23 protein-coding genes are annotated in these 20840 nt (G+C 65.1%); 8 read left to right on the forward strand and 15 right to left on the reverse strand.

Features of this window, described 5'->3' with window-relative positions; translation table 11 throughout:
• Positions 1 to 33: 33 nt before the first annotated feature.
• Positions 34 to 216: a hypothetical protein gene (locus CH278_RS13105; protein WP_094622084.1), complete on the reverse strand. Its 183-nt coding sequence runs from the start codon at positions 214 to 216 to the stop codon at positions 34 to 36.
• A 3-nt stretch (positions 217 to 219) separates the two neighbouring features.
• Positions 220 to 642 carry a hypothetical protein gene (locus CH278_RS13110; protein WP_094622085.1) on the reverse strand — a complete coding sequence of 141 codons (423 nt, stop codon included), beginning with the start codon at positions 640 to 642 and terminating at the stop codon, positions 220 to 222.
• 192 nt (positions 643 to 834) lie between these two features.
• On the opposite strand from CH278_RS13110, the gene CH278_RS13115 reads away from it, so the two are divergent.
• Complete coding sequence (locus CH278_RS13115; RefSeq protein WP_094622086.1) at positions 835 to 1230, forward strand: hypothetical protein; 396 nt, start codon at positions 835 to 837, stop codon at positions 1228 to 1230.
• Positions 1230 to 1583, forward strand: a complete 354-nt coding sequence (locus CH278_RS13120; protein ID WP_094622087.1) for a helix-turn-helix domain-containing protein — start codon at positions 1230 to 1232, stop codon at positions 1581 to 1583. The genes CH278_RS13115 and CH278_RS13120 overlap by 1 nt, the downstream gene beginning before the upstream one ends.
• A 55-nt stretch (positions 1584 to 1638) precedes the next feature.
• On the opposite strand, the gene CH278_RS13125 is transcribed toward CH278_RS13120, so the two are convergent.
• Together CH278_RS13125 and CH278_RS13130 are read right to left on the reverse strand one after the other, a co-directional pair.
• Positions 1639 to 2916: a PIN-like domain-containing protein gene (locus tag CH278_RS13125; RefSeq protein WP_094622088.1), complete on the reverse strand. Its 1278-nt coding sequence runs from the start codon at positions 2914 to 2916 to the stop codon at positions 1639 to 1641.
• A 101-nt stretch (positions 2917 to 3017) separates the two neighbouring features.
• Positions 3018 to 4217, reverse strand: coding sequence for a hypothetical protein (locus CH278_RS13130; RefSeq protein WP_094622089.1), 1200 nt, complete (start codon positions 4215 to 4217; stop codon positions 3018 to 3020).
• 425 nt (positions 4218 to 4642) lie between these two features.
• Here CH278_RS13130 and CH278_RS13135 point away from each other — a divergent pair, with 425 nt between their 5' ends.
• The 5 genes from CH278_RS13135 to CH278_RS28005 all read left to right on the forward strand — a co-directional run bounded on the left by CH278_RS13135 (position 4643) and on the right by CH278_RS28005 (position 8810).
• Positions 4643 to 5020 carry a plasmid mobilization protein gene (locus CH278_RS13135; RefSeq protein ID WP_094622090.1) on the forward strand — a complete coding sequence of 126 codons (378 nt, stop codon included), beginning with the start codon at positions 4643 to 4645 and terminating at the stop codon, positions 5018 to 5020.
• Complete coding sequence (locus CH278_RS13140; RefSeq protein ID WP_143536256.1) at positions 5017 to 6741, forward strand: relaxase/mobilization nuclease domain-containing protein; 1725 nt, start codon at positions 5017 to 5019, stop codon at positions 6739 to 6741. The genes CH278_RS13135 and CH278_RS13140 overlap by 4 nt, the downstream gene beginning before the upstream one ends.
• Before the next feature lie 75 nt (positions 6742 to 6816).
• Positions 6817 to 7176: a PadR family transcriptional regulator gene (locus CH278_RS28230; protein WP_094622091.1), complete on the forward strand. Its 360-nt coding sequence runs from the start codon at positions 6817 to 6819 to the stop codon at positions 7174 to 7176.
• Positions 7170 to 7835, forward strand: a complete 666-nt coding sequence (locus CH278_RS13150) for a hypothetical protein (protein ID WP_143536257.1) — start codon at positions 7170 to 7172, stop codon at positions 7833 to 7835. Before CH278_RS28230 ends, CH278_RS13150 begins: the two co-directional genes overlap by 7 nt.
• A 249-nt stretch (positions 7836 to 8084) precedes the next feature.
• Positions 8085 to 8810 (forward strand): toll/interleukin-1 receptor domain-containing protein, encoded by a 726-nt coding sequence (locus CH278_RS28005; protein ID WP_094622093.1) that lies wholly within the window; start codon positions 8085 to 8087, stop codon positions 8808 to 8810.
• Positions 8811 to 8815: 5 nt separating this feature from the next.
• Here the strand turns inward: CH278_RS28005 and CH278_RS27780 are convergent, their stop codons facing one another.
• The 11 genes from CH278_RS27780 to CH278_RS13210 all read right to left on the reverse strand — a co-directional run bounded on the left by CH278_RS27780 (position 8816) and on the right by CH278_RS13210 (position 20330).
• The gene (locus CH278_RS27780) at positions 8816 to 9907 is read right to left on the reverse strand and encodes a hypothetical protein (protein ID WP_218828708.1); all 1092 of its coding nucleotides are present in this window, start codon (positions 9905 to 9907) and stop codon (positions 8816 to 8818) included.
• Between the two features lie 133 nt (positions 9908 to 10040).
• Complete coding sequence (locus CH278_RS13165; protein ID WP_094622094.1) at positions 10041 to 10478, reverse strand: hypothetical protein; 438 nt, start codon at positions 10476 to 10478, stop codon at positions 10041 to 10043.
• Positions 10479 to 10519: 41 nt separating this feature from the next.
• Positions 10520 to 11710, reverse strand: a complete 1191-nt coding sequence (locus CH278_RS13170; RefSeq protein ID WP_143536258.1) for a hypothetical protein — start codon at positions 11708 to 11710, stop codon at positions 10520 to 10522.
• Positions 11711 to 11761: 51 nt separating this feature from the next.
• On the reverse strand, positions 11762 to 12373 hold the full coding sequence (locus CH278_RS13175) for a DUF4913 domain-containing protein (protein ID WP_256991948.1): 612 nt from the start codon (positions 12371 to 12373) through the stop codon (positions 11762 to 11764).
• Positions 12370 to 14277, reverse strand: a complete 1908-nt coding sequence (locus tag CH278_RS13180; protein WP_094622096.1) for a type IV secretory system conjugative DNA transfer family protein — start codon at positions 14275 to 14277, stop codon at positions 12370 to 12372. Before CH278_RS13180 ends, CH278_RS13175 begins: the two co-directional genes overlap by 4 nt.
• Before the next feature lie 33 nt (positions 14278 to 14310).
• The gene (locus CH278_RS13185; protein WP_094622097.1) at positions 14311 to 14550 is read right to left on the reverse strand and encodes a hypothetical protein; all 240 of its coding nucleotides are present in this window, start codon (positions 14548 to 14550) and stop codon (positions 14311 to 14313) included.
• Positions 14547 to 15140 carry a hypothetical protein gene (locus CH278_RS13190; RefSeq protein WP_094622098.1) on the reverse strand — a complete coding sequence of 198 codons (594 nt, stop codon included), beginning with the start codon at positions 15138 to 15140 and terminating at the stop codon, positions 14547 to 14549. Before CH278_RS13190 ends, CH278_RS13185 begins: the two co-directional genes overlap by 4 nt.
• Entirely contained in the window at positions 15137 to 16795 is a 1659-nt protein-coding gene (locus tag CH278_RS13195) for a peptidoglycan DD-metalloendopeptidase family protein (protein WP_094622099.1), read from the reverse strand. Before CH278_RS13195 ends, CH278_RS13190 begins: the two co-directional genes overlap by 4 nt.
• A 4-nt stretch (positions 16796 to 16799) precedes the next feature.
• Entirely contained in the window at positions 16800 to 17108 is a 309-nt protein-coding gene (locus tag CH278_RS13200) for a transposase (RefSeq protein ID WP_094622100.1), read from the reverse strand.
• Positions 17105 to 18814, reverse strand: coding sequence for a hypothetical protein (locus tag CH278_RS13205; protein WP_179274565.1), 1710 nt, complete (start codon positions 18812 to 18814; stop codon positions 17105 to 17107). The genes CH278_RS13200 and CH278_RS13205 overlap by 4 nt, the downstream gene beginning before the upstream one ends.
• Positions 18815 to 18842: 28 nt before the next feature.
• Complete coding sequence (locus tag CH278_RS13210; RefSeq protein WP_094622101.1) at positions 18843 to 20330, reverse strand: SCO6880 family protein; 1488 nt, start codon at positions 20328 to 20330, stop codon at positions 18843 to 18845.
• A gap of 373 nt (positions 20331 to 20703) precedes the next feature.
• On the opposite strand from CH278_RS13210, the gene CH278_RS13215 reads away from it, so the two are divergent.
• Positions 20704 to 20840 (forward strand): galactokinase family protein (locus tag CH278_RS13215; protein ID WP_143536259.1); only part of this gene is annotated, 137 nt, incomplete at its 3' end.

A 20840-nucleotide genomic window follows, 5' to 3' on the forward strand; every position in this document is an offset into this window, starting at 1 on the left:
GTCTGCCTTCGAGAGGTCCGGGCAAGGAAGCGGTTATGCGAGGGCGACGAGCGCGGGTGCAGCGAGTCCGCACACCGCAGCGGCCGCAGACAGGGCGGTGGTGGTTCGATCCATCGGCTCGCAGCTATCGGCGAGAGCCAGGCGTAGCCCGGCGGTACCTGCTGCGACGACACCGACGAACACCAGAACCCAGGTCGAGCCGATCAGGGATGCCATCGGTCAGCTCGCGTTCGCGTAGCTCTCATCCGGCGACTTCTGCTCAACCTCACCGCCGGTCGACTCGGGAGCGTTGTCCTCGTTCTTGGCCGGCGTCGACGACGGTTGCAGGCGTGGGGGCCGAGGTGCCGTCTTGGTGGCCGCGGTGGTCGCGGTCTTCTTGCCGGAGACGGCAGAGGTGGGGACTTTCAGTCCGGCCTTGCGGAGCTCGGGTGCGGACCAGCCGCCGTCGAGTGCGGCTTTGATCGCGGCAAGCTCTGTCGCGGCGGCCGCGCGTTCGGCGGCTTGGGCTTCGGCGACCCTGGACGCCGCTGCGGCGCGTTCGTTCTGCGCGGCGACGATGGCGTCGATGAGACCGAGACGGGTCTCGAGTGCGGCCTGTGCGGCGGCGCGAACGGTGTTGGGATCGAGAGGGGTGAGCGACATGTGTGGGACCTTTCGGAGACGGCGTGCAGCACGCGCCCATAGACGGCGCAGCGCTGAGTGACAACGCGGTCTCGGGCGGCCCACACGCCGTCCGATATCCGAGGGCAACGCTATCGAATCGGCCCGACAGATGCACCCCACCGACCCGGATATGCCTTGCGTGACATATGCCGTGCGAGGTATACTCGGTTGGTGGATGTTGATGCACCGGAAGAGTTCTTCGACTGGCTCGATCGAGTGGAGGCGAAGGCCGACGCCGGGGATGCTGCGTCGGTGCGGGTCCTCGCGCGGGTGACCGATGCGTTGGTGCAGTTGCGCGAGCTCGACGGCGTTCCGGTGGAGGATCGGCCGGATCTCAAGAGAGTGCGGCAGTCGAAGAAGTTTCCGGTGTGGCGCACGGCGCATCCGTTCGATGCGCAGATCGCGCTGCGGTTGATCTGTTGGTTCCCGCCCGGCAGTAGCTCGGTGGTGGTGGCGTTGTTCGCGGCCGACAAGGCGCGGATGGGTGATGTGTTCTACGACGGTGTCGGCGCGAGGGCCGATGTCGCGATCGAGCGTTGGTTGCGCGAGACAGAAGGGGAGCAGTGATGAGCAAGAGCGAGAAGAAGTCGTTCCGGCGTGCGAACGACCGGATCGAGCAGTTGCGTACCAAGCCGGCGATTGCGGAGACGGTGCGCGAGTACGCGGCCGAGCGGGAGACGATGAACCGGGTGTACGCCGAAGGGTTGGCCGACATTCGGAAGGCCGGCAACCTCACCCAGGTTCAGATGGCTGCACTGCTCGGGACCAATCAGGGTGCGGTGTCGCGGATCGAGGGCCGCGACGATCTGTTGCTGTCAACTTTGCGGCAGTACCTCGCTGCGACCGGCGCTGTGCACCCGAAGATCGTCGTCGAGAAAGACGGCGTCGAAATCGCACTCGACCTCGACGCCTTCGCGTGAGCGGCTGACCTGTACGCGGCTAGTGATCGTCTGCGCACGCGCCGTGGGGCGGTGACTAGTTGGCCGGCGAGGTATCTCCGAGGGATCCATCATCACTATCGTCAGGGCCGGGTTCTTCCGACGAGGCGCGCGTTTCGCCATTCTCCGCGTCTGTACCTGTTCGTTGTGATTTGGCGATGTAGTCGCCGATCGGGCTTCGTGATAGCCGGCTGATCTCTGCGAGCTGTTCGGCGATCGGGTTGCGGCCTGTTCGTTGTGATTTGGCGATGTAGTCGGCGATCGGGCTTCGTGATAGCCGGCTGATCTCTGCGAGCTGTTCGGCGATCGGGTTGCGGCCTGTTCGTTGTGATTCGGCGAGGAAGTCGGCGATCGGGCTTCGTGATAGCTGGCCGATCTCTGCGAGCTGTTCGGCGAGGCTTGTCTTCAAGTGAGCTACTGCTGCAACCTCCTCGTCTGAGAGTTGCGAACCTTCCTCGACACTTTCGATCGTGTCGTCCGCAATAGAAACATCGAGGTGCTTTTTCGCTAGACGCAGGAAGGTCTTGAGGTTCATGTGGTGGTACGCGACACCAGCGACCGTGCCCATCTCCTCAACGAGTTCTCGGCGCGGGGTTCTGTTCGTGTACGACCAGTCGCCTTTTTCATCATTGGTCACGAGAAGCAGAGGCCGGTTGGTCGCACTCGCCTTGTCCAGGAGTTCGCGCCAGATGAGGTAGTCGCCGTACATGGCCGGCGCTCCCTTGTGGGCGTCCAGATACCCGGGCGGGATCTCCAGGGGTGCGCGGCGTTCGTATTCAGCAGCACGCTCGAGAATTTGTGCGGTTGTGGGCCTTGCACCCATACGGTCGGGTGTCACCAGCGCATCCAGAGCGTCCCTCACGTCGTCCTTGTCAACTGTGAGTGCGTACTCAGCTCTAAGCTCGTCTACAAGCTTCCGCAACTCTGCGGAGGCATGCTCTGATGCGGCCCGCACGCGTTTTCCGATTGCCGAGCTAGCGAAGCCTTCTGCGGTCGAATTTCTCCACTTCTGAAAGCTGGACTGTGTGGAGGCAAAACGCTCGTATTGTTCGGCGATCGCACCCTCGCGGCCACGTTGATATTCAAGAGCTGCGTGATACGGGACGAACAGTCGGTCACCAACTGCCCCGATTGCTGCAACAATTTCGGAGCGCTCAGCGGGGTCCGCGCGATACAGCTGGAGGAGTGCGCTGGCGTCGAACGCAACCGTCGCACTAGCGTCCGTAATGAACTCGGCCGCGTGAGCGTCCCTGTCCTCTGCCGAGCCGCCGCTGTACCACTCCGGGAAAATGGATTTCACGCCGTAGCCTTCCATCGCCTTACTTCTGTGGAGCCAACTCAATCACACCGGGTGGCCCGATCTGCAATCTGCCGGGGCGGTCGCCTGCGGGCTACCGGACGCAACAGCGCAGCTGTCTATTTGCCCGCATATAGCGGTACGAGGATGAGGGCCACGGCGACCGTACGGTCTGCGTCGTCGGGCTTTCGCAGGATGTAGCGAGTGCAGCTGTCCCACTCGGTTCTGGTCGAATCGAAGCCCTTGCAGTCGGGGTGGGATTCCATTGTCTCCTTCGCTAGTTTGATCACGGCCCCGATGTCTTTTCGGTCTTTGATGAACACCACGAGGGCGGCCTTCGTGTCACGCCAGGTGGTGTAGCTCAACAGTTGGTCGACTGCGTCGGTGACCGACTTCTGTCCGGTCCAGAACTTGCATTCGCCGATGAACGCGTGGCGGTTCTGCCATCGCAGCAGGATGTCTGTCTTGCCGGCCGCGTTGAATGCTTCACCCACCGCTTGCCCGTCGTAATTGGCGTTGAGCACGATCAGAATCAGGTCTCTGATCTCTGGCTCGCTCAGCCCGAATGCGGTGGACGTGCGCTCCATTGCAACCGCCAGACGGTCGATGGTCCGCACGACATCCTCGTAGATTTCTTCTTCCAAGACATGGTCTGGCTGACCCCTGCGCGCCATCCCTGCGGGGGGAAGCTTCAGGCTCTTTCGCGTGAGCGGGATGGGGATCTGTTCTTCGGTCGGCCGTTTCCGTACAGGTATCCCGAGAGCATCGTCCAAGGCGGCCCCCCGTTGTGCTTCGAGGCGGCGCTCTTGCAGGCGGGCGCGCACGTCCGCACGGACGGTGGTGCTCCACGTTTCGACGCGTTCGTTGCACCAGCCGACGTACGTTTTCACCTTGTTCGTGGTCCAGCTGAGTTCGTTCGTGACATCACGAAGCTCCATGCCGCCAACGAACATCTCGATCATCAATTCTTCGTCGCTGTGTACTTTCGCCCGGCCAAGTAGGTTTTCACCGCTGCGTACGAGGTCCTGTGCGCCGTCGATGACTTTCGACCAGAGTTCTTTGGTGCCGGTGTACGGAACGTACACCTCCAAGCTTCGCACCTTCCGGTCTACAGATGGTCCGTCGCTTCGATGAATCGGCATCGACTTCTCCGCCGCTCCAGCCGACCACTTGTCGTCCCACGACACCTCAAGCGGCTCGACTCCGGCCTGCTCCCAGATCGCCGCCTCCAGGTCGTCGAGCGCTTCCTCTGTGATCCGGTCCAGGTCGACTCTCTCAGCCGCGGCTAACGCGGAGGCCGCTTGCTCTTTGAGGAACATGCTCAACAGCTGACCACCAACGAAGACTCCCATCCGTCCATCATGCCCAGGCACACGGGAGCGGTTGCCCCCAGCTGGGGATCGGACGTGGTCCTCATGTGGATGTCCGAGAGTTCCCAGGCCGCTCCGCTCGATCTCAGGCACCCACAATCGGCTCCGAAATCCACAACCGGGGACAACCGCCGGCCGCGCACCTGTGGCGCGCGAAATCGGAACTCGCGGCGCTCGTCCTGAGCGTCTTTTCTGGTGACCCACTGCGCAGGCTCCGCGGGCCACCAGCGGTGCCCCAGGCGGAGCAAGCTATAACTTAGGTGCCCTAAGTGTGGCGCACTGGGCGCGCGCCTGGCACACTGGCCGTGTGGTCCCCGGCTGGGGTCGCTGCGCTAGGCCTGTGAAAGCCGGGCAGAACACGAAGGGCGGTCGAGATGAGCGAGCGCATGGCGTGGCGTCGAACTCGTCAGTCCAACGAGGACGGTGGCCGGCAGAATCGACACGTCGTAAAGCTGACCGATGAGCAGGAATTGGCGGCGCAGGCAAAGGCCAGGGTCGCTGGAGTGACGGTGTCTCGGTTGCTGGCCGATGCTGCGTTGTCGCAGCCGCGGGCAGCGATCTCGCACGAGGATCTCGCGGGATTGTTCGAGCTGTCTCGTCTGGTAGCGGCGGTCGGTCGGAACCTCAATCAGCTCACCAAAGTCGCAAACGCGACGGGCGAGTTGGAGCCGGAAACTGCCGCTGCACTCGATGCCGTGCGGCGGATGGTCGACCGGCTGGAAGCTACTCGGTCGGAGTTGGTTGGCAGATGATGCCGAACATCTCGCGTGGCGCGAAGATGACCGGTTTGATGGTGTACCTCGCCGGTCCTGGACGCGCGAACGAACACGAGAACCCTCATGTGGTGGCAGGGCACGATGTCGTTCTGCTGCGTGCCCCGGTTGGTGAGTTGACGCACGAAGACGCGGTACATCTGGCGCACGATGTCGACGAAGCGCGGTTGGCGTTCGGTACCGAAGTGAAGGTAACCAACAGGGGTAAGGCGAACGCTGCGGTCGACACTGGGGTACCTCGATCCGTGGCGGTCGCGGACGCGACAAGCGATCAGAACGTTTGGCACTGCTCGCTGTCACTCAAGGCCGACGAGGGCGAGCTGCCCGATGAGAAGTGGGCGACGATCGCGGCCGACTTCATGAAGGAAATGGACTTCGACAATCCGGATTCCCCGCGCGCACCAGCTCGCTGGGTGGCGATCCGCCATGGCAAGACCAAGGCCGGCGGCGACCACATCCACATCGCGGCATCCGCTGTTCGCGAGGACGGTACGAAGGTCAACACGTTCAACGACCGTAAGCGGGCACAGGCTGCGTGCAACACCCTCGAACACCGGTACGGTCTGGAAGTTCTGCAGTCCCGCCAGCAGCAACTCGGTGGCCGCGGAACCAAGCCCGCCGAGCAAGGTCGTGCTGACCGGGCGCATCTGCCGGAGACCGGTCGAGATGTGTTGGAGCGTCGCGTGCGTGCTGCGGCTACCGCGTCGACGACCGAAGCGGAATTCGTGCGTCGTCTACGGGGCAGTGGTGTGTTGGTGAGGCCACGTTTCACCAAGGGAACCACCGACGCTGTCGAGGGTTATTCGGTGGCGCTGCGACCGAATCGCGGCGAGGCCGCGGCCGCCCCTGTTTGGTACGGCGGAGGAAAGCTGTCGAAAGATCTGACGCTGCCGCGCCTGCGCAGCGAATGGGATACCTCCTCCGAGCAAGTGGCGAACGCCGTCGACGAATGGACTGCAGCCAAAGCAGGGAAGCCCGCCAGGCGGAGCGGACCGGAAGCTGTTGTGGCCGATCCGAGACTGCTCGCGCGAGCAGCGGAGGATCTCGAACGGTGGAACGACTACCTCACGAGCATTCCGGTCACCGACCGCGCGCAGTGGGCGCGCGCGGCCGGCCGCACTTCGGGAGTGTTCGCAGCGTGGTCGGCGAAGGTCGAGACGCGTCCGGGACCACTCGCACATGCATCGAAGCAGCTCGCCCGCGCGGCGCAGTTGCCGGCGCACCAGCGCGCCGCGAAACCGGCCGGGGTGGTGTCGGCCGGCGGGGCGGCGTTGATCGTGATGGCCTGCAAACCCGGACTCGACGCCACCACCGGATACATCCTTCTGCTGAGGCAGTTGATGAAAGCAACCGAAGCCATTGCGGCGGCGTCACGCGCGGCCGGTGATGCCTCGTACGCGCACGATCTCGAAATCGTCACCCGGGAACGGCTCAGTGCGGTGCACAGCCGGCTCGAAGCCACTCAACCCGCGCCAGGGCAGACCTCGGTCGCCGTGGCCGAGCGTGATGGCACTGCAACAGCCCGAGAGGTGACGTATACCGAGACTGAACTCGCGGACGCCGAAGAGGCGGCACGCGTCGCGTACACGATGCGCTCGTCGCCAACTCCGCATGTGCCGAATTCAGCAAACATCGAGCAGGCGCGGCCGTTCCGCCCGGACAAGAACGACCGGGAGCGAGGCGGGCGAGATGGGCGCTAGCTAGGCCGACGCATCGATTGGTGCAGAAATCCGGTTCGTCTCATCTCAGGGACTCAAACTATGTAACATTTCATCATGGCCAGCACAGTCCGAGTGACTAGGGCGCTTGCCGCTGTCCTGAGAGAATTTCTTGAGGACACGAATCGTCCGCAGTACGGCTACGCCTTGATGAAGCAAACTGGTTTCAGCAGCGCCAAGACATACAAAATCCTGAAGCGCTTGGAGAACTCGGGCTGGATCGAGCGAGCCCATCGAGTCGATGGGGAAAGCGGTGGCCCTCCTCGCGTTTCGTACCGGATTCGTCGTTCCGCGGTTCCCCTAGCGCAAACAGCCGTTACGCGTTCCGGAGGCCATTTCGACGGATCGCTCCCGATCGTGGCACCGCAGCACGTGAACCAGACAGGGGCTGCACGGCGAAAGAGGGCAGGGTGGTGACTGTTCTGGGATGGGTTGCGGTCGCTCTGGTCGGCACGATGCTGTGGATCCTGGGAGCTTGGGCCAGAAAAGTGGTCGGTGACGATCTTCGAACCCGTTCGGACCGCCTTCCTACGACCATGATCGATATCGCAGCTAGATTGCTGCCGAACGAAGTTCGTGATGACGTACATCGGGAGTGGGTGTGCGACGCAGAGAAGTTGTACGCATCGACCGATGGACTGCCCGGAGAGCGCGCACTCCGATCGCTCCCATTCGGGTTTCACCTTGTACTAAACGCCTATTCGTTGCGGCGGCTATACAAGCCGAGACCGCGTCCTTTCAAACCGCTACCACTCCGCGAGCCGTTGAACCTGGGCGAGCTCATGTTCTCGGTAATGGCCACCGTTGTCTTCGTTGGGCTCCTCCTGGGGATGGTCTTCGTTGCTGCCCCTCATTGGATGCCAGCCATCGCATTCATTCTCGCCATTCCGGGGTTGATGATGCTCGTCATACTTCTAGAAGGAATCGAAGATAGCCTGAACCGGACAACAACGGGCTCAGCGATCGAGCCCGACCCCACGCCCGGCAAGCCGCAGCGTCCTGAGACTCGCACAAACGACACGGTCGGGACGGACCGGTCGACGAGGGACGAAGAGTGGGAGGACGGAGCTGCGTAGCGAGGCCGTCCGTCACTTCGACGGAGAAACTCGTCGACGGTACGTGGCCTGAGGCCGGACCGCACCGGTTCGAATACACCCGGCCGGCGGACTAGTCGGTGCTCTACGCAGGCCCGCCGCACCAGAGCTGGAGAGCTCGTCGAGCAAGTTCTGTCGGTGGGTGCAAGTAGAGTCGACTTGCAACCGAAATGTCTGGATAGGGATCGCCGTCGAAGGCCTACGGCGCTCGGTTCCAAGGAGGACCAATCTATGTCTGGGTGTACAGCTCCCAAGCGAGGCCACATCAGGGGTGGCGGTGCGGACTGCCCAGTCCACGGACGGGGTGGAGGCTACTCAAGGCCGTCCAACCCGCGGTACTCACCGCAGCCCACCCCAGTCGCCAGGGGCGGCGGTTCGACAGATAGCAGCAGCAGTGGGCGTAGTAGAAGCCGCCCCGCCCGTCCCAGCTGGTCGCCAAAGAACTCGACTGTCTCCTATACGGCGGATCAGGTTCGCCAGCTTGAGCCGGTACGCACAGCAATCCTGGACCGAACGCAGCCGACCGATGTGTTTCTCTGCCACGCATGGCCGGACCGACGGACCGAAGCGCAAGTGGTGTATGAGTTGCTGCTCGGTAATGAAGTGTCGGTGTGGTTCAGCGAGGTGTCCTTGATGCCGGGAACGGACATGCGCCTTGCGATCGATAAAGGGCTCGCGAAGTCCCGCATGGGCCTCGTTCTGGTGACGCCCGCGATGCTGGAGAAGCTGAACACCGATCGAAGTATCGCGAACAGTGAGCTCAGCGCTCTGCTACGCCGCAATCTATTGGTGCCAGTGATGCATGGTGTGACCTTCGAGGAGCTCGACCAGGTCAGCCCCATGCTGGCGACGCGTGGTGGATTTAATACGGCCGAGGACTCCATGGAGGACATCGCCGTGAAGATTGCCGAACTTGTAGGCATCCTCGATGCCGACGAGGCCTACCAAGCCCAATAGCGTGATCAGTTCGCGGAGCTTGTCTCGGGTGGTGGAGGCACTATGTTGACGCGTCGGCGCACGACGAGCGGTGCGCCGTCGGGGCCCTTGATGTGGGACTCGACCCAGCGTCGTCGTCGCTCCTGCCGGTCCGGACCGTAGCGGTAGGTGTGCCAGTGGCCACGAACAATGTGTCGATTCTTGAGACGGTTTCCCTGTCCGACTGAGTCGGCAGTAGTGGCCGAGCCGCGGTAGCTGAGGTGGCGTACGACTGTTTCCACCCTGCGCCCTCGACTGTGGGTGCGTTTGGACAGAACGGTTTCGTCGCTGGTGGTCAGGTTGGATCGTTCCATCCGCAGTAGGTCGGTGAACGCCATCAGGACGCGGATGAACAGGGCTGGATCGTCCCAGCAGAAAGTGTTTCGAAAGCCTTCGGGGGCACGGGGAGCATGCGGTGGCTGGGTGAGGAACCCCCAGCCTGCGCTCAGACCGGGCGGAGCATCGTCCGCAGGTTCGCCGATGTCCATGGTCATCGATTGAAGTGGCATGTGTAGAGCGCGATCGGTGCCCCACCCTGCTTCACCGTTCTGGAGCAGGAATGCTTCGAAGCCGGCGGCCGTCGCCATCTGGATGCCGACGCTGTTGGAGGACGTGGGATCACTGTCTGTGTGCCACAGCAGGTAGAACGATTCCTCGGGTACGGTCGCACCGAAATACGCGAACCCGCTGGGGGACGGTAGATCGGCCACTGTCGCGGGGACGAGTTCGGCAGGCTGCGCCGATGCCTCCTGCACGAGGGCCGATGCTTCGGGAGAGGCGTAATAGGTCTCGCCCTGGATTGCGCCGGAAGTAGCCGAAAGTGCCAGCCGTACAGCGAAGTTGCTGTACCGCTCGAATCGTTCTGCCTCGCTCAACTGTGGTTGCGGGTGGTCCCATCTGGGTGCCATCTTCTGGTGGTAGCGCAGCACATCGTCCAGCCGCGGTCGTACAACCGCATCGATGCCGTCGAGTAGAGCCGGTACATGCTTGGGCAGCGGCGATCGAACCGCCCGCACGGCAGCTTGGGGCGGGGACGGGAACACATCATCGTTCGGACGACCGATGAAGTAGCCGGTCATGGGATACCTCCGCTGGTGAGCAGTCGAACAGAGTGGGTGGGTGCCTTGTGACGGCAGATTGTCGCAAAGCGCTCCGACACGACTGCCACCTCGAAGCTCGAAGTGGGCAGTCGTGTTCGTTCCGAGTTCGCGACTACGGAGCGATCCAGATGTAGTTCGATACGGCGAATGCTCGCTGGGGGAGTACGGAGACGGTCACCCAGCTTGCGCCGAGTCCGGCGTCGACGGTGATGGTGGCGGGGCCCCCGTCGAGGGTGTGTTGTGCGGAGTGGGTGAACGGTGCGATGCCGTTCACCCAGTCGACCTGGATGGTTGTTCCGCAGCCCGGACGCGTGCCTAGGTCTCCGCGGGGTGTGGCGGTGATGGTCAGTTGGCCGGGGTTGGTGCGGTCGGTGGTGCGGTCGATGTGGATGGGTCCGTTGCAGCCGCCGTTGTCTCCGACGGTGACGATGTCGTCGCCGGTCAGGCTCGGGGTTGCAGGTGGCACGTCCGCTGCTGCGAGACCGGTCCCGCCGATCAATGCTGCGGCGGTGATGGCTGCGGTGGCGACAGTGCGGGTGATGGTGTTCATGGGTTCTCCTGTGTTGGATGGGGGTTGGGCGTGAGACAGGGTCAGCGGCCGGAACGTTCGCGGTCGGTGTGCTTTCCGTTGCCGGGACGTCCTTTGCGTGCTTGAGGTGATTTCGTCGAAGGCACTGTAATGGCGCCGGCGGGTGCGCCCTGGCAGATGTCTGCGGAGATCCGCGCGGCGATCGCTTCGTCGTCGACGCCGGCCGCGCGCATGTCCGAGACAAACTGCTCCCGGCGTCCGGCACTGTCGTAGCTCGCTCCGGCCTTCGAACGCGCCTGCCGGATCTCCGTCCGATCCGTCGGCTCGAATGGGGTTTCGTGCCCGCCCAGTTCCCCCTGCGCGAGGGCTTCTTCGTAGAAGTCAGAGACTTTCGCCATCTGCGCTGCGCGCTCGTCGACCAGGCCACTCGAGGTCGTGGATTTGATGAAGTGGTCGTACGCCTCTGTGTCGGTGAAGAGCTGAGTGAAGCGTGCTGCAGCGACGAGGCCGGCACCACCGAATGCGTCCTCGATCGAGTGCTCGAGGTCCGCTACTTCCTGGCCCAATTGTTCCAGTGCGGCTTTGTCTGTCGTAGTGAGAGGGTCGTCGGTTGCGGTGACGGTGTCGAGGTATTCGAGGTGCGAGCGTTTGGCCATGGCGACGTTGCTGACTTGCGAGGTGAGGAACCCGTAGTTGACTTCCTTGGCGTCGTCGGACTTTCGGTCGTACTCGGCGCGACGCTGCTGCGCTGCGGCGTCGTGCTGCTCGGCGTCCGCGATGAGTGCTGCGGCCTGGATGCGATCACCTGCGGCCGTCTGTTCGGCGGTCTGTGCGAGGGCTTGCTTGTTCGCACTGTCGTCGATGAACGTGCGCGCGTCGCGGTCGTGAGCGATGTCGACGCCGTATCGACGGTGGACTTCGCTGCGGACTGCCGCTGCGGCTTGCGTGGCGATCGCCGACTCGCTTTCCCAGGCCTTGGCCTGCTCGTAGACGGTCGTGATGTCGTGAGGTGTCGCCCGGTCCCACCACTGAGGGTCGAGAGGCCTGCGGAGCTGGGTTTCGGCGGCGATCCGTTCGGTGCGGAGCCGTTCGCTGTATTCGCGCGCAGCTTGGTTGCTGTGCTGTTCGGCCTCGCGTGACTGCTGTTCACGTCGGCGGGCGCTCTGTTCGGCGAAACGGGATGCGAGCTGCATCCCGACGCGGAACACCATCCCCACTTCTCTACTGGCGGAGCCGAGCTCGTCATCGGACATGTGGTGTCACCTTTCAATTGGCGGTCCGGCTCGTTACCGGATCGGTGGGGGTCAGCGCTGTCGTTGGTCGGGGAACATCGCTGGTGGCGCGGGGTCCACGGGCAGCGGATGCAGCCGGTCGGAGTGTCCGGTGCGGGTATCGCAGTTCTGGAAGGGGCCGTCGGAGGCGAAGAGCTTTTCCATGTGGTGGTCGGCGTGATCGCGCAGCCACACGCTCATGCCGGTGTGTGGGTCCTTGCGCAGGTGCTCGAACGATCGCCACAGCGCTTCGAGGCGGGCGACGGCTTCGGCGTGCCGCCACCACTGCGGGCACCAGCACCGGTGCGGTACGTCTTCGACCTCGCGGCGGTAGAGGACGGCGAGGTGGTCGCGCACGAACTCCTCCACTGACCCGAACTTGAGCGGTTCGGGCTCGTTGCCGGCCGCGTCGAGTGCGGCGTCGAGCTCGGCTTCCATCCGGGCCCGTGTCGCCTCGGCGAGCTGGTGGTGCAGCTCGGGGGTCAGGAGCTCCTCGAACTGTGCGGCGGCGATCGCGTCGACTTCGGCGCTCAGGCGTCGGTCGACGCCCGCCTGGACCCGGGCCTGCATCGGCTCGCTTAACGATCCCGCGGCAGCCTCGGTGGCGGTGTCGTCGAGGCCGTCGAAGCTGAAATCCTCGCTCACGCTGCACCCTCTTTGGTCAGGTCGACGTTCCCGACGAGGGTGACTGCGCCGGCGAGGGTGCGATCGGCTTCGGGGTCGTGGACTCTGATGGATGCGACGACGGCGGCCTGGTTCGGTCCTTCCCACCACGGCACGGTCCGGACGAGAACCGGTGTGTTGCCCGATGATCGGACGATGGCGCGTCCGCGGGGGAGGGCTTCGAGTTCGGCTTCGGTGAAGGTGCGTTGTCTGGTGCGCGAGCGTGAGACGCTGCGGCCGTGATCGCTCGTGGAGACCGATCCGCTGATTTCCCAGTGATCACCGATCGCGGTGGACATGTTGCGGAGGAATTCGCCGTCGTCGATCGCGACGCCGCCGCCGTAGATGCGGACGTTGGCGGCGGACCAGAGTTTGCGCATTCCTTCGGTGCCCCAGACGTTCACGCCTTGGGACCATGACTGGAGGACGGCCATGATGATGATGCCGCGGGAGCCGTAGTGGCTGTAGAGGCCGGGTAGTTTCGCCCAGCGCACGACGTTGGCGACCTCGTCGAGCGGTGCGAGGAGGGGGACGGGGAGACGGCCTTTGGGGGAAGTGGTGGCGAGCTGTTCGGCGGCGTCGATGATGGCCACGGTCAGGGCGGTGACCAGGGGACCGGCGGAGCCGTTTCCTTCGCGGGAGAGGCTGTACATCGTGCCGCCCTCGGCGACGAACGCCCGCGGGTCGAAGTGCGGGCGAGTATCGCCGGGTCCGCTCGCACGGATCCACGGGTGCACTGCGGAGAGCTTGAGCGATCGAATCATCTTCTTGGCGGTGGTGAAGACGCCGGATCGCTGCTTCTCGGTCTGGTTGTACTGTGCGGCAAGGCCATCCGCTTGCAGGCGGTATCGGCCGTCGGCGGTGCCTCGGAGGATTTCGACGGGCTCCTTGTTCTTTTCCTGCGTTGCCCAGGTGTAGACGTCGGTGATCGGGCGTCCGGCCACCGCGGCGGCGAGGATCAGCCCGGCGAGCAGGTCCTGGCCCTCGGGGTCGAAGAACGGGTCCTTCTTGGCTTCGACTCCGTCGTCGCCGGAGGCGAAGTGTTCGGCGAGGTCGGCAGCTTTGACTTCGTCGGTGACCCAGGTCAGCGGGTTCCACCACCAGCTGGGCTGTTCGTCGGCGACCTGCTGAGGGTCGAACACCCACACCGGGCGCCGCTCGAGGGACTCGACGGACACCATGCCCTTGGCCGGGACGGCCTTACTGTCGCCGTAGGTGCTCCAGTCCACCGCCGCGGCCTTGACCGGTTCCCCGGTGACGCGGTCGAGAAGGCGGACGCTGCGCCAGAGCCGGGTCGCGTCGACGACGTCGCGTTTGTTGGAGGTGGTGATCACCCCGCCCGGGGCGTCGAGAATCGCTGGGATGACCCGCGAGGAGGACTTACCGGTCCGCGGCCCCCAGATGTCGCAGTGCAGGTCCTCGTAGCTGCCGCGCAGCATCTGCTTGGAGAGCAGGTGGCGGCCGACCTGGACGCCGGGTACCTGTGTGGGTGTCAGCTCGATCGCCAGGTCCGCTGCTTTGCGTCTGCATCCTTTCTCGCTGAGCGATTCGATGTCGCGGCCACGGCCGAGGTAGCGGGCTTTGTCGTCGACGCGGGTTTTCTTGCTCCGGTGGCGGCCGAGCAGCACCAGCGCTCCGACCGCCGCCGCGAGCAGCACCAGTGCGGCGAGGACGACGACGATCGTCGAGCCGGTCTGCCATACGAGATCGCCGCGGAAGAGGCGTTTGGCGATGGCGATGGGATTGTCCGGGGCGGGTTGGTCGGTGCCCAGGTGAATGCCGGCCCACAGTCCGCCTCCGGCGAGGGCGGCGACGGCGGAACCGATGCCGAGCAGGACCAGGGAGCCGTCGGTGGTGGCGGGGTCTTTGACGCTGCGAGTGCTCATGTGAGGAGTCCTTCTCGTTCGTGGGCGGGTGTGTCAGGAGACTTCGACGATGGCGGTGATGGTGACGGTGAAGCCGGGGGCTGTGCGCGATCCCGGTGGATCGGCTACCTGGAGCGGTGTCACGGCGTGCGAATGGCCCTGTACGGCAACGAATGTGTGGCCTCGTTCGAGCTCGTCGATGTAGCCGATCATGCTGTCGGCTGCGATCTGCAGGGCGGGGGCGGGAGAAGGTCCGGCGGCGGTGCCGTGGCCGTAGAGGACCAGGAAGCTCATCGCACAGCCACCGCGTTGATGCGCCACACGCCGAGTTTGGTGGCGGTGAAGTATGCCGCGAAGGTGTTGGTTCCCAGTGTCTTTCCGTCGGGGGTCGTGGCGGTTTGGGTGACGGTGACCACGCGTGAGACTCGTCCGCTCTGATCGGCGGGATGGTCGTCGCCGCCGATCGCGGCGACCGCGATGACGCGGGCACCTGCCTGTGCCCAGTCCTGCCACTGGTTGCCGGTGATCGGGGCGAGGGCGATGAACGAGGCGGCGTTGTCGGCGTAGTAGCGCTCGTCGAACAGCGGCTGCGCCCGCTTCGCTGCGGCGAGCTGGTTGGGCTCGTCTGCCGGGGTGTAGGAGAACAGGGTGGTCGCGGCGGCGAGCATGACCTGCTCGGGATCGGTCTGGTCGACCCCGGCGAAGGCTTGTGGCAGGTCCGGGGTCGAGGGCGCGGGTAGCGAGGTCGTCGGTCCGCCGGCATCGAGAGGCTGGTCGCCGGTGTCCTGACCGGAGTCGTCGCTGCCGCAGCCACCGATGACCAAGGTGAGGGCCGCCAGCAGGGCCAGAGCGGCGCGTCGGTGGGTGCGTGGTGTGGTGTTCATCCGAATCTCCTGACGTACATGTCTTCTCCGGCCCAGCCGGAGAGCGGCATGATCGAGACGGTTTGGCCGGACTGAGGGGCGTTGAGGAGCATGTCCTGGCCGCCTTCGGTGCCGGTGTAGATACCGACGTGGTGGGTGTTGCCTCCGGAGCCGAAGTAGATGAGGTCTCCGGGTTGCTTGTCCTCGAACGGGATCTGTTGCCCCCGTGGGTCACCCAGCTGTCCGGGGTTGGAGGTGTCGCCGGTGTAGTGCGGGAGCGTGATCTTTCCGCCCGATGCTTGGAAGACGGCGTAGAGGGTCAATCCGGAGCAGTCGAACCCGGTTTTGGAGGTGTCGCCGTTCGCGTCGGCTGCGCCTCCGCCGTCGCTGATTCCTCGGGTCGGACCGCTCGAATCTCCGCCTCCCCATGCGTAGGGTGTGCCGATCCATCTCGACGCTGCGGCAATGACATTGGCTCCGAATGGGCCGCCGGGGACGAAGGTCGGTCCTCCGCTCGTTCCGCTGGCAGGCGGGGTACAGGCACCGGGGGCGGTACCGCCGTCGACGACGGCGGTGGCCACCGCGCCGGTGCCGTTGTTGGCGATCGCTGCGAGGTCGTCGGCGGTCAGGTCGGCGCGGGCACCTTTGAACTGTGCGTAGAGCTGGCGGGCGAGTGGTTCGTCGTCGGCGTAGGCCCCGGGGTGGCCAGACCCTTGCACTGCTTGGGCGGCGTCGGTGACAGCCATCGACTGCCAGCCGGGGATCTTCAGCAGGGCGGTGTAGAACTTGATGTTCGCGGTCACTGGATTCATCAGCTCTTCCGTCGTGCCCCAGATCGTGACTTGTTGCTGAAATTGATTGACCGACAGGTGATCCGATCCAATGCCGTCGTGGGGGTAGTTCGTGGAGTCCGGGACATTCGAGCTGGCGAGCATCCGATAGGTCGACTCCTGGCCTTCGGTGGCGAGCGCGACGACGATGCCCTGTTCGGGTACCCCCATCGCCTCGCCGATGGCGACGGTCTGTTTCGCCAGTGCGAGCTGTGCGGCATTGAGACCGCCCGTTCCTGCACCGGGGGAGCTCGAGGTCTGTGGCTGGGCGGCGGTGCCGGGCTCGGCTGCCTTGGCGACCCACGGAGCGGGGTCGACTGCGGTTCCAGCGCCGTCGGGGAGCCGCGCGCCCTCCCACACCTCGAAATGCAGGTGTGCGCCCGTCGATTCGCCGTCGTTGCCGATCTTTCCGATCTCCTGGCCGGCCGAGACGTGCTGGCCGGCAGAGACGAGGACACCGTCGGCGAACATGTGACCGTAGACGGTGGAGTAGGTCCGACCGTCGATCTCGTGGTCGAGGACGATCCAGTGCCCGAATCCGGCGGCCTCCCCGGCTTCGGCGACACGTCCGTCTGTGAAGGCGTAGATCGGTGTACCGACCGGGCCGGCGCGGTCGATGCCCTGGTGGACGGTGCCCCACCGGGGGCCGAAACCGGAGCTGTCGGTAGTGGTGTCGCTGGCGGTGGGCTTGACCAGCGTCCCGGCCGGCGCGATCGCGCCGGCCGCGGCACCGGACGGGGGAGCGCAGGCGATGGTCGTCGACGCCGGAGCGAGGATCACCACCACGATCAGGACCAGCCCGAGAAGTGTCGCGGCGGTGGCGACGAGAAGTTTCTTGGCGTCCACGTCGCTATGCGCGCCGACCGGTGTGCGGGCCCATTCCTGCTGTCAGGGTGGCGATCAGCTCCGTCGCGGCCGCGAGCTGGACTTTGTGTTCGCGGGCGCGGCGCTCGGCTTCTTCGGTGGTGACGGGGGCGGCGTCGCGGCCGGCGGCCACGACCCAGTTGCGCAGGGTGTTCGGGTGGACCTCGAGGGTTTCGGCGACGAGCTCGATCGCTCTCCACCGGGAGGACACCTCGGTGGCGACCTTGGCGACGGTCTGTACTGCTGCTGCCCGCAGTTCCGGGGTGAGGCGCTTGTACTTGCGTTCGGCGATCATGCGAGCGCTCCTGCTTGCTCAGGTGCGGCGATGTCGGCTTCGATGACCTCGCGGACGAGGTTCGCGTCGGCGAACTCACTGAACCGGGAGTTGGTGTCGTGGATGCCGGCGTCGATCTCGGCGGCGGAGAAGATCAGCTGTACCGGGATGCCGGGGCTCAGTTCGCTCTCGCCGATCTTGATCAAGAACTTGCCGAGTCCGGATGGGGGCTCGATCGGCTCATCGTGTTTGCGGCGATCTCCGGTCATGGGCGGCGGCGCGGACCATCCGCTGACCATGTCGGATTCGGTGGCCGTGAACTTGACGATGCCGGCCAGGCGTTCGACTTCTTTTTCCGGGATCGGGCCGATGACCTTGACGCGGGCGCGTTCGAGGAAGCCCAGGGCTTTGTTCGCCGATCCGGTCGTCGACTGCGATTCGAGGTCAGTGATGGTGTGGGTGATCATCCACAGCGCGGTGGCGATGGCTCGGTTCAAGCGGGTGAGGGCGTTGACGCGGTCGACCATGAAGTCGCCCAGTCCCAGGACCTGCCAGAGCTCGTCCATGATGGCCTGGAAGTAGCGCTGCGGTCCCAGGCCCGCGTCGGCGAGGGCGTGTGCGGCTTCGATGGCGGCGAAGCCATCGGACCAGCACACGAGCATCACGGCCGCTTTGAGTTTGGTGTCGCCTTCGGCGATGTGCGAGACATCGATGCAGATGGCGACGGCGTCGATATCGATTTCGGTGGTGGTGTGTCCATTGAACACTTCACCGAACCGGCCTTTGATCAGCCCGCGCAGTGATTGCCGGAGGCGTTTGGTCGAGCGCCGGTACTCCTCGACGGTGTCTTCGCCGGCGTCGGCGATCAGTTCGGGGTGTCCGTCGATGACGAGGGCGAGCAGGTCGCCGAGCAGGGGCGGGCGATCGGGGGTGTAGCCCATCTCGCCGTAGAGCAGGTTCAGCGAGGTCGCGAGGATGGTTTCCTCGAAGTCCTGCACGGGGCCGCCGCGGGAGAGTTCGATCAGTCCCGAGACGACCTGGACCTGGCGGCCGCGCAGTTCGGCGAGCATGCGGCGCTGCAGGTCGGGGAATGCCGAGAGGGTGGGGATCACCGATCCCAGGACCCCACCGGCGAGCGGGTTGATGCGTCCGTATCCGTAGCCGAGGTCGATCACCTGGCCTCCGACGGCTTCGATTTCCTTGCGGTAGTCGGGCTTGACGTCGGCCAGGACGAGGGTGGTGACGTTCTGTGCGATACCGCCCAGGACCACGCGTCGTACGAACGAGGACTTGCCGTAACCGTTGAGTCCGAGCACGAAGCCCACCGGTGCGGTGATCAGCCCTTCGATGAACCAGTTGAGCAGGTCGAAGCAGACCGCGGCGCGGGTGAGCAGGTGTTGCCCGATCGGGGTCCCGATCAGTGGTGCTCCGGCACCGACCGACCACGGCCACAGGCCGGCAGCTTGGACGGAGGTGGCGCGGTACTCGATCTGTCGGCCGACGGTGTTGGTGCGCCCGCCCCCTGGACCGGCGAATCCGCGGTCGGTCAGGCGCAGGGTGGAGCGGGCGAAGCCGTCGGCCGAGGACGAGTAGTCCGCGGCGTCGCGGTTGCGGCGTCGGCGGTCGTCGGTGGCGAGCTTGTGTTTGGCCAACATGCTGCGGACGCCGGGACGGTTCGCGGCGACGACCAGGGCCGCGCGGGCGGTGTCGTCGAGGATCTTGACCATGGACGGGTCCTCTTCTCGTCTCGGGTGCTTATCCGGCGAGTGCGCCGGGGAGGGTGGCGTGTTCGGGCAGCACTGCCCCGATGCCGAGGGAGCCGTAGAACCCGGCGGCCTGCCATCGGTAGGCGCGGCGGATCTTGAGACGGCACTGCACCGACAGATCGCGGACGATGGCTTCGATGGCCGGGATGTCGCCGGTGAGGGGCTCGGTGACGGTGATGAGCACCCCGAAGCGCACCAGTCCGTGGCCACGGGCCTGCTCTTCGCGGGCGCGGGAGGTCGATTCGACCTTGATCGAGGCGGTCACCGATCCGATGCCGCGCCCGCCTTGCTCGGCGATGAGTGCGTTCTTGTAGTCGGTGTCGACGATCTTGACCGCATCTGCCGCGGTGTGCGGTCGGTAGATGATCGCGACACGTTTGCGAGGCACGTCGGGATTGGGAGCGAGGATGCGCCGCAGGACGCCCTCGTCGACGGCGCTGGCGGGAGCGGAATCCATTTCCCAGGTCACCGACCGGCCACCGTCGTGGACGTACTGGTCGAACTTCTCCTCGTGCGAGACCGGTCCGGCGTCGTCCCAGTGAAGTCCGTGTCCGGCCGAGCTCGACGACGCGCGTTCGAGATCTGCCTGTGAAGCGGGATCGGTGGAGCGCCGGACGAAGGCGACGATGTCGGCCGCAGGCATGGGCCGGACCATCACCGACGCCGATTTGAGGGCCGCGCACAGCCCGGGTAGTCGACGGCTGATCTCGACGGCCTGCTCGGAGGGGTCCTTCTTGCGGGCATCGGTGGTGGCGCGGAAGGTCACTGCGATCCGGGCTTCGAGCTGGACCTGTTCGGTGGGCAGCGACTCGGCGAGGTCGTACATCGAATGCTGAGCCAGGGCAGGTGCATTCGGTGCGGTGTTGCGGTCGACTTCGGCGAGCAACCGGTTGCCGGTTTCGGGGACGGTGTCGATGACTGGGACGACGGCCACGATGTCGGAGGTCTGGCCCATCGCGGCGAGTACGACTCCCCATTCGCCGACCCAGTTGTTGATCAGGGACTGATCGACTGCTTCGTCGCCCTGCGGCCAGGCGCGCAGCACCACGGTGTAGCAGTGCTTGGCGGGCATGTGGATCATCCCGAACCGGAACCCGGCGGCGTCTTCGCCTTCGTAGAGTTTGGTCGGGGCCATGATGCCCGGGAGGAACGCTTTGCCTCCGGGTAGTTCGGAGAACAGCCCGCCTCGGTAGATGTTCTCTTTCCTGCGTCGTGCTCGTATCCACTGCATTCTCAGCACCGTCATTTCGTATCCGGATCGGCCATCTCTGCTCCACACCAGCGGTGCGGCAACAACTGTCGCGATTGATGCGACGACCACGCCTGTGCCGAAGCCGGCGAACATCATGGTCACCATCACCGAGATCACCAGGACGAACCCGATGATCGTCGCTGCCCATGTCGCACCGAACAATCCGGTGTTTCGGGGCTTGGTCCACCCGTGGTAGAGCAGACCTGCTTCGGTTCTCGTCGCCATCTACTCACTCCTCGGATAGGGGAAACTGCGTTGCGCCACAACCGGTGTGGCCGATGTCGGGGTGGTCATCGTGGTATTGCGTGTCGGTTACCGCTGCTGCTGTTGTTCGAGGTTCGGCCACCGGCGAGGTCGTCGGCCGAACGTCCTGCGCCCGCAGCTCCGGACCCCACCGCCTTGGCTGCCTTCGATCCCGATCCGCCGCCTGAGCCTCCGCGAGATCCGTTGGCGCTCTGACTCTGTCGGCCTGATGCCGAAGACGGCGAACCGCCTGGCGAGGGTGGGGTCAGGTTCGGTCGTGGGCTCGGGCGACTTCCACCGCCGCCACCACCACCAGCGCCGCCGACATCGCCGCCGCTGCCGCCGAGGAGAACCGATGACCGCCGCTCCCGCCTCCCTGACCGCCGGCGCCGAGAGCGCGGCCGCCGCCTTCGAGCGCACCTTCGGCCGCCCTGCCGCGGGCGTCTGGGCCGGCCCCGGCCGCGTGAACCTGATCGGCGAGCACACCGACTA

This window comes from Rhodococcus sp. 05-2254-5 (assembly GCF_002258575.1).
Lineage (GTDB): Bacteria > Actinomycetota > Actinomycetes > Mycobacteriales > Mycobacteriaceae > Rhodococcoides > Rhodococcoides fascians.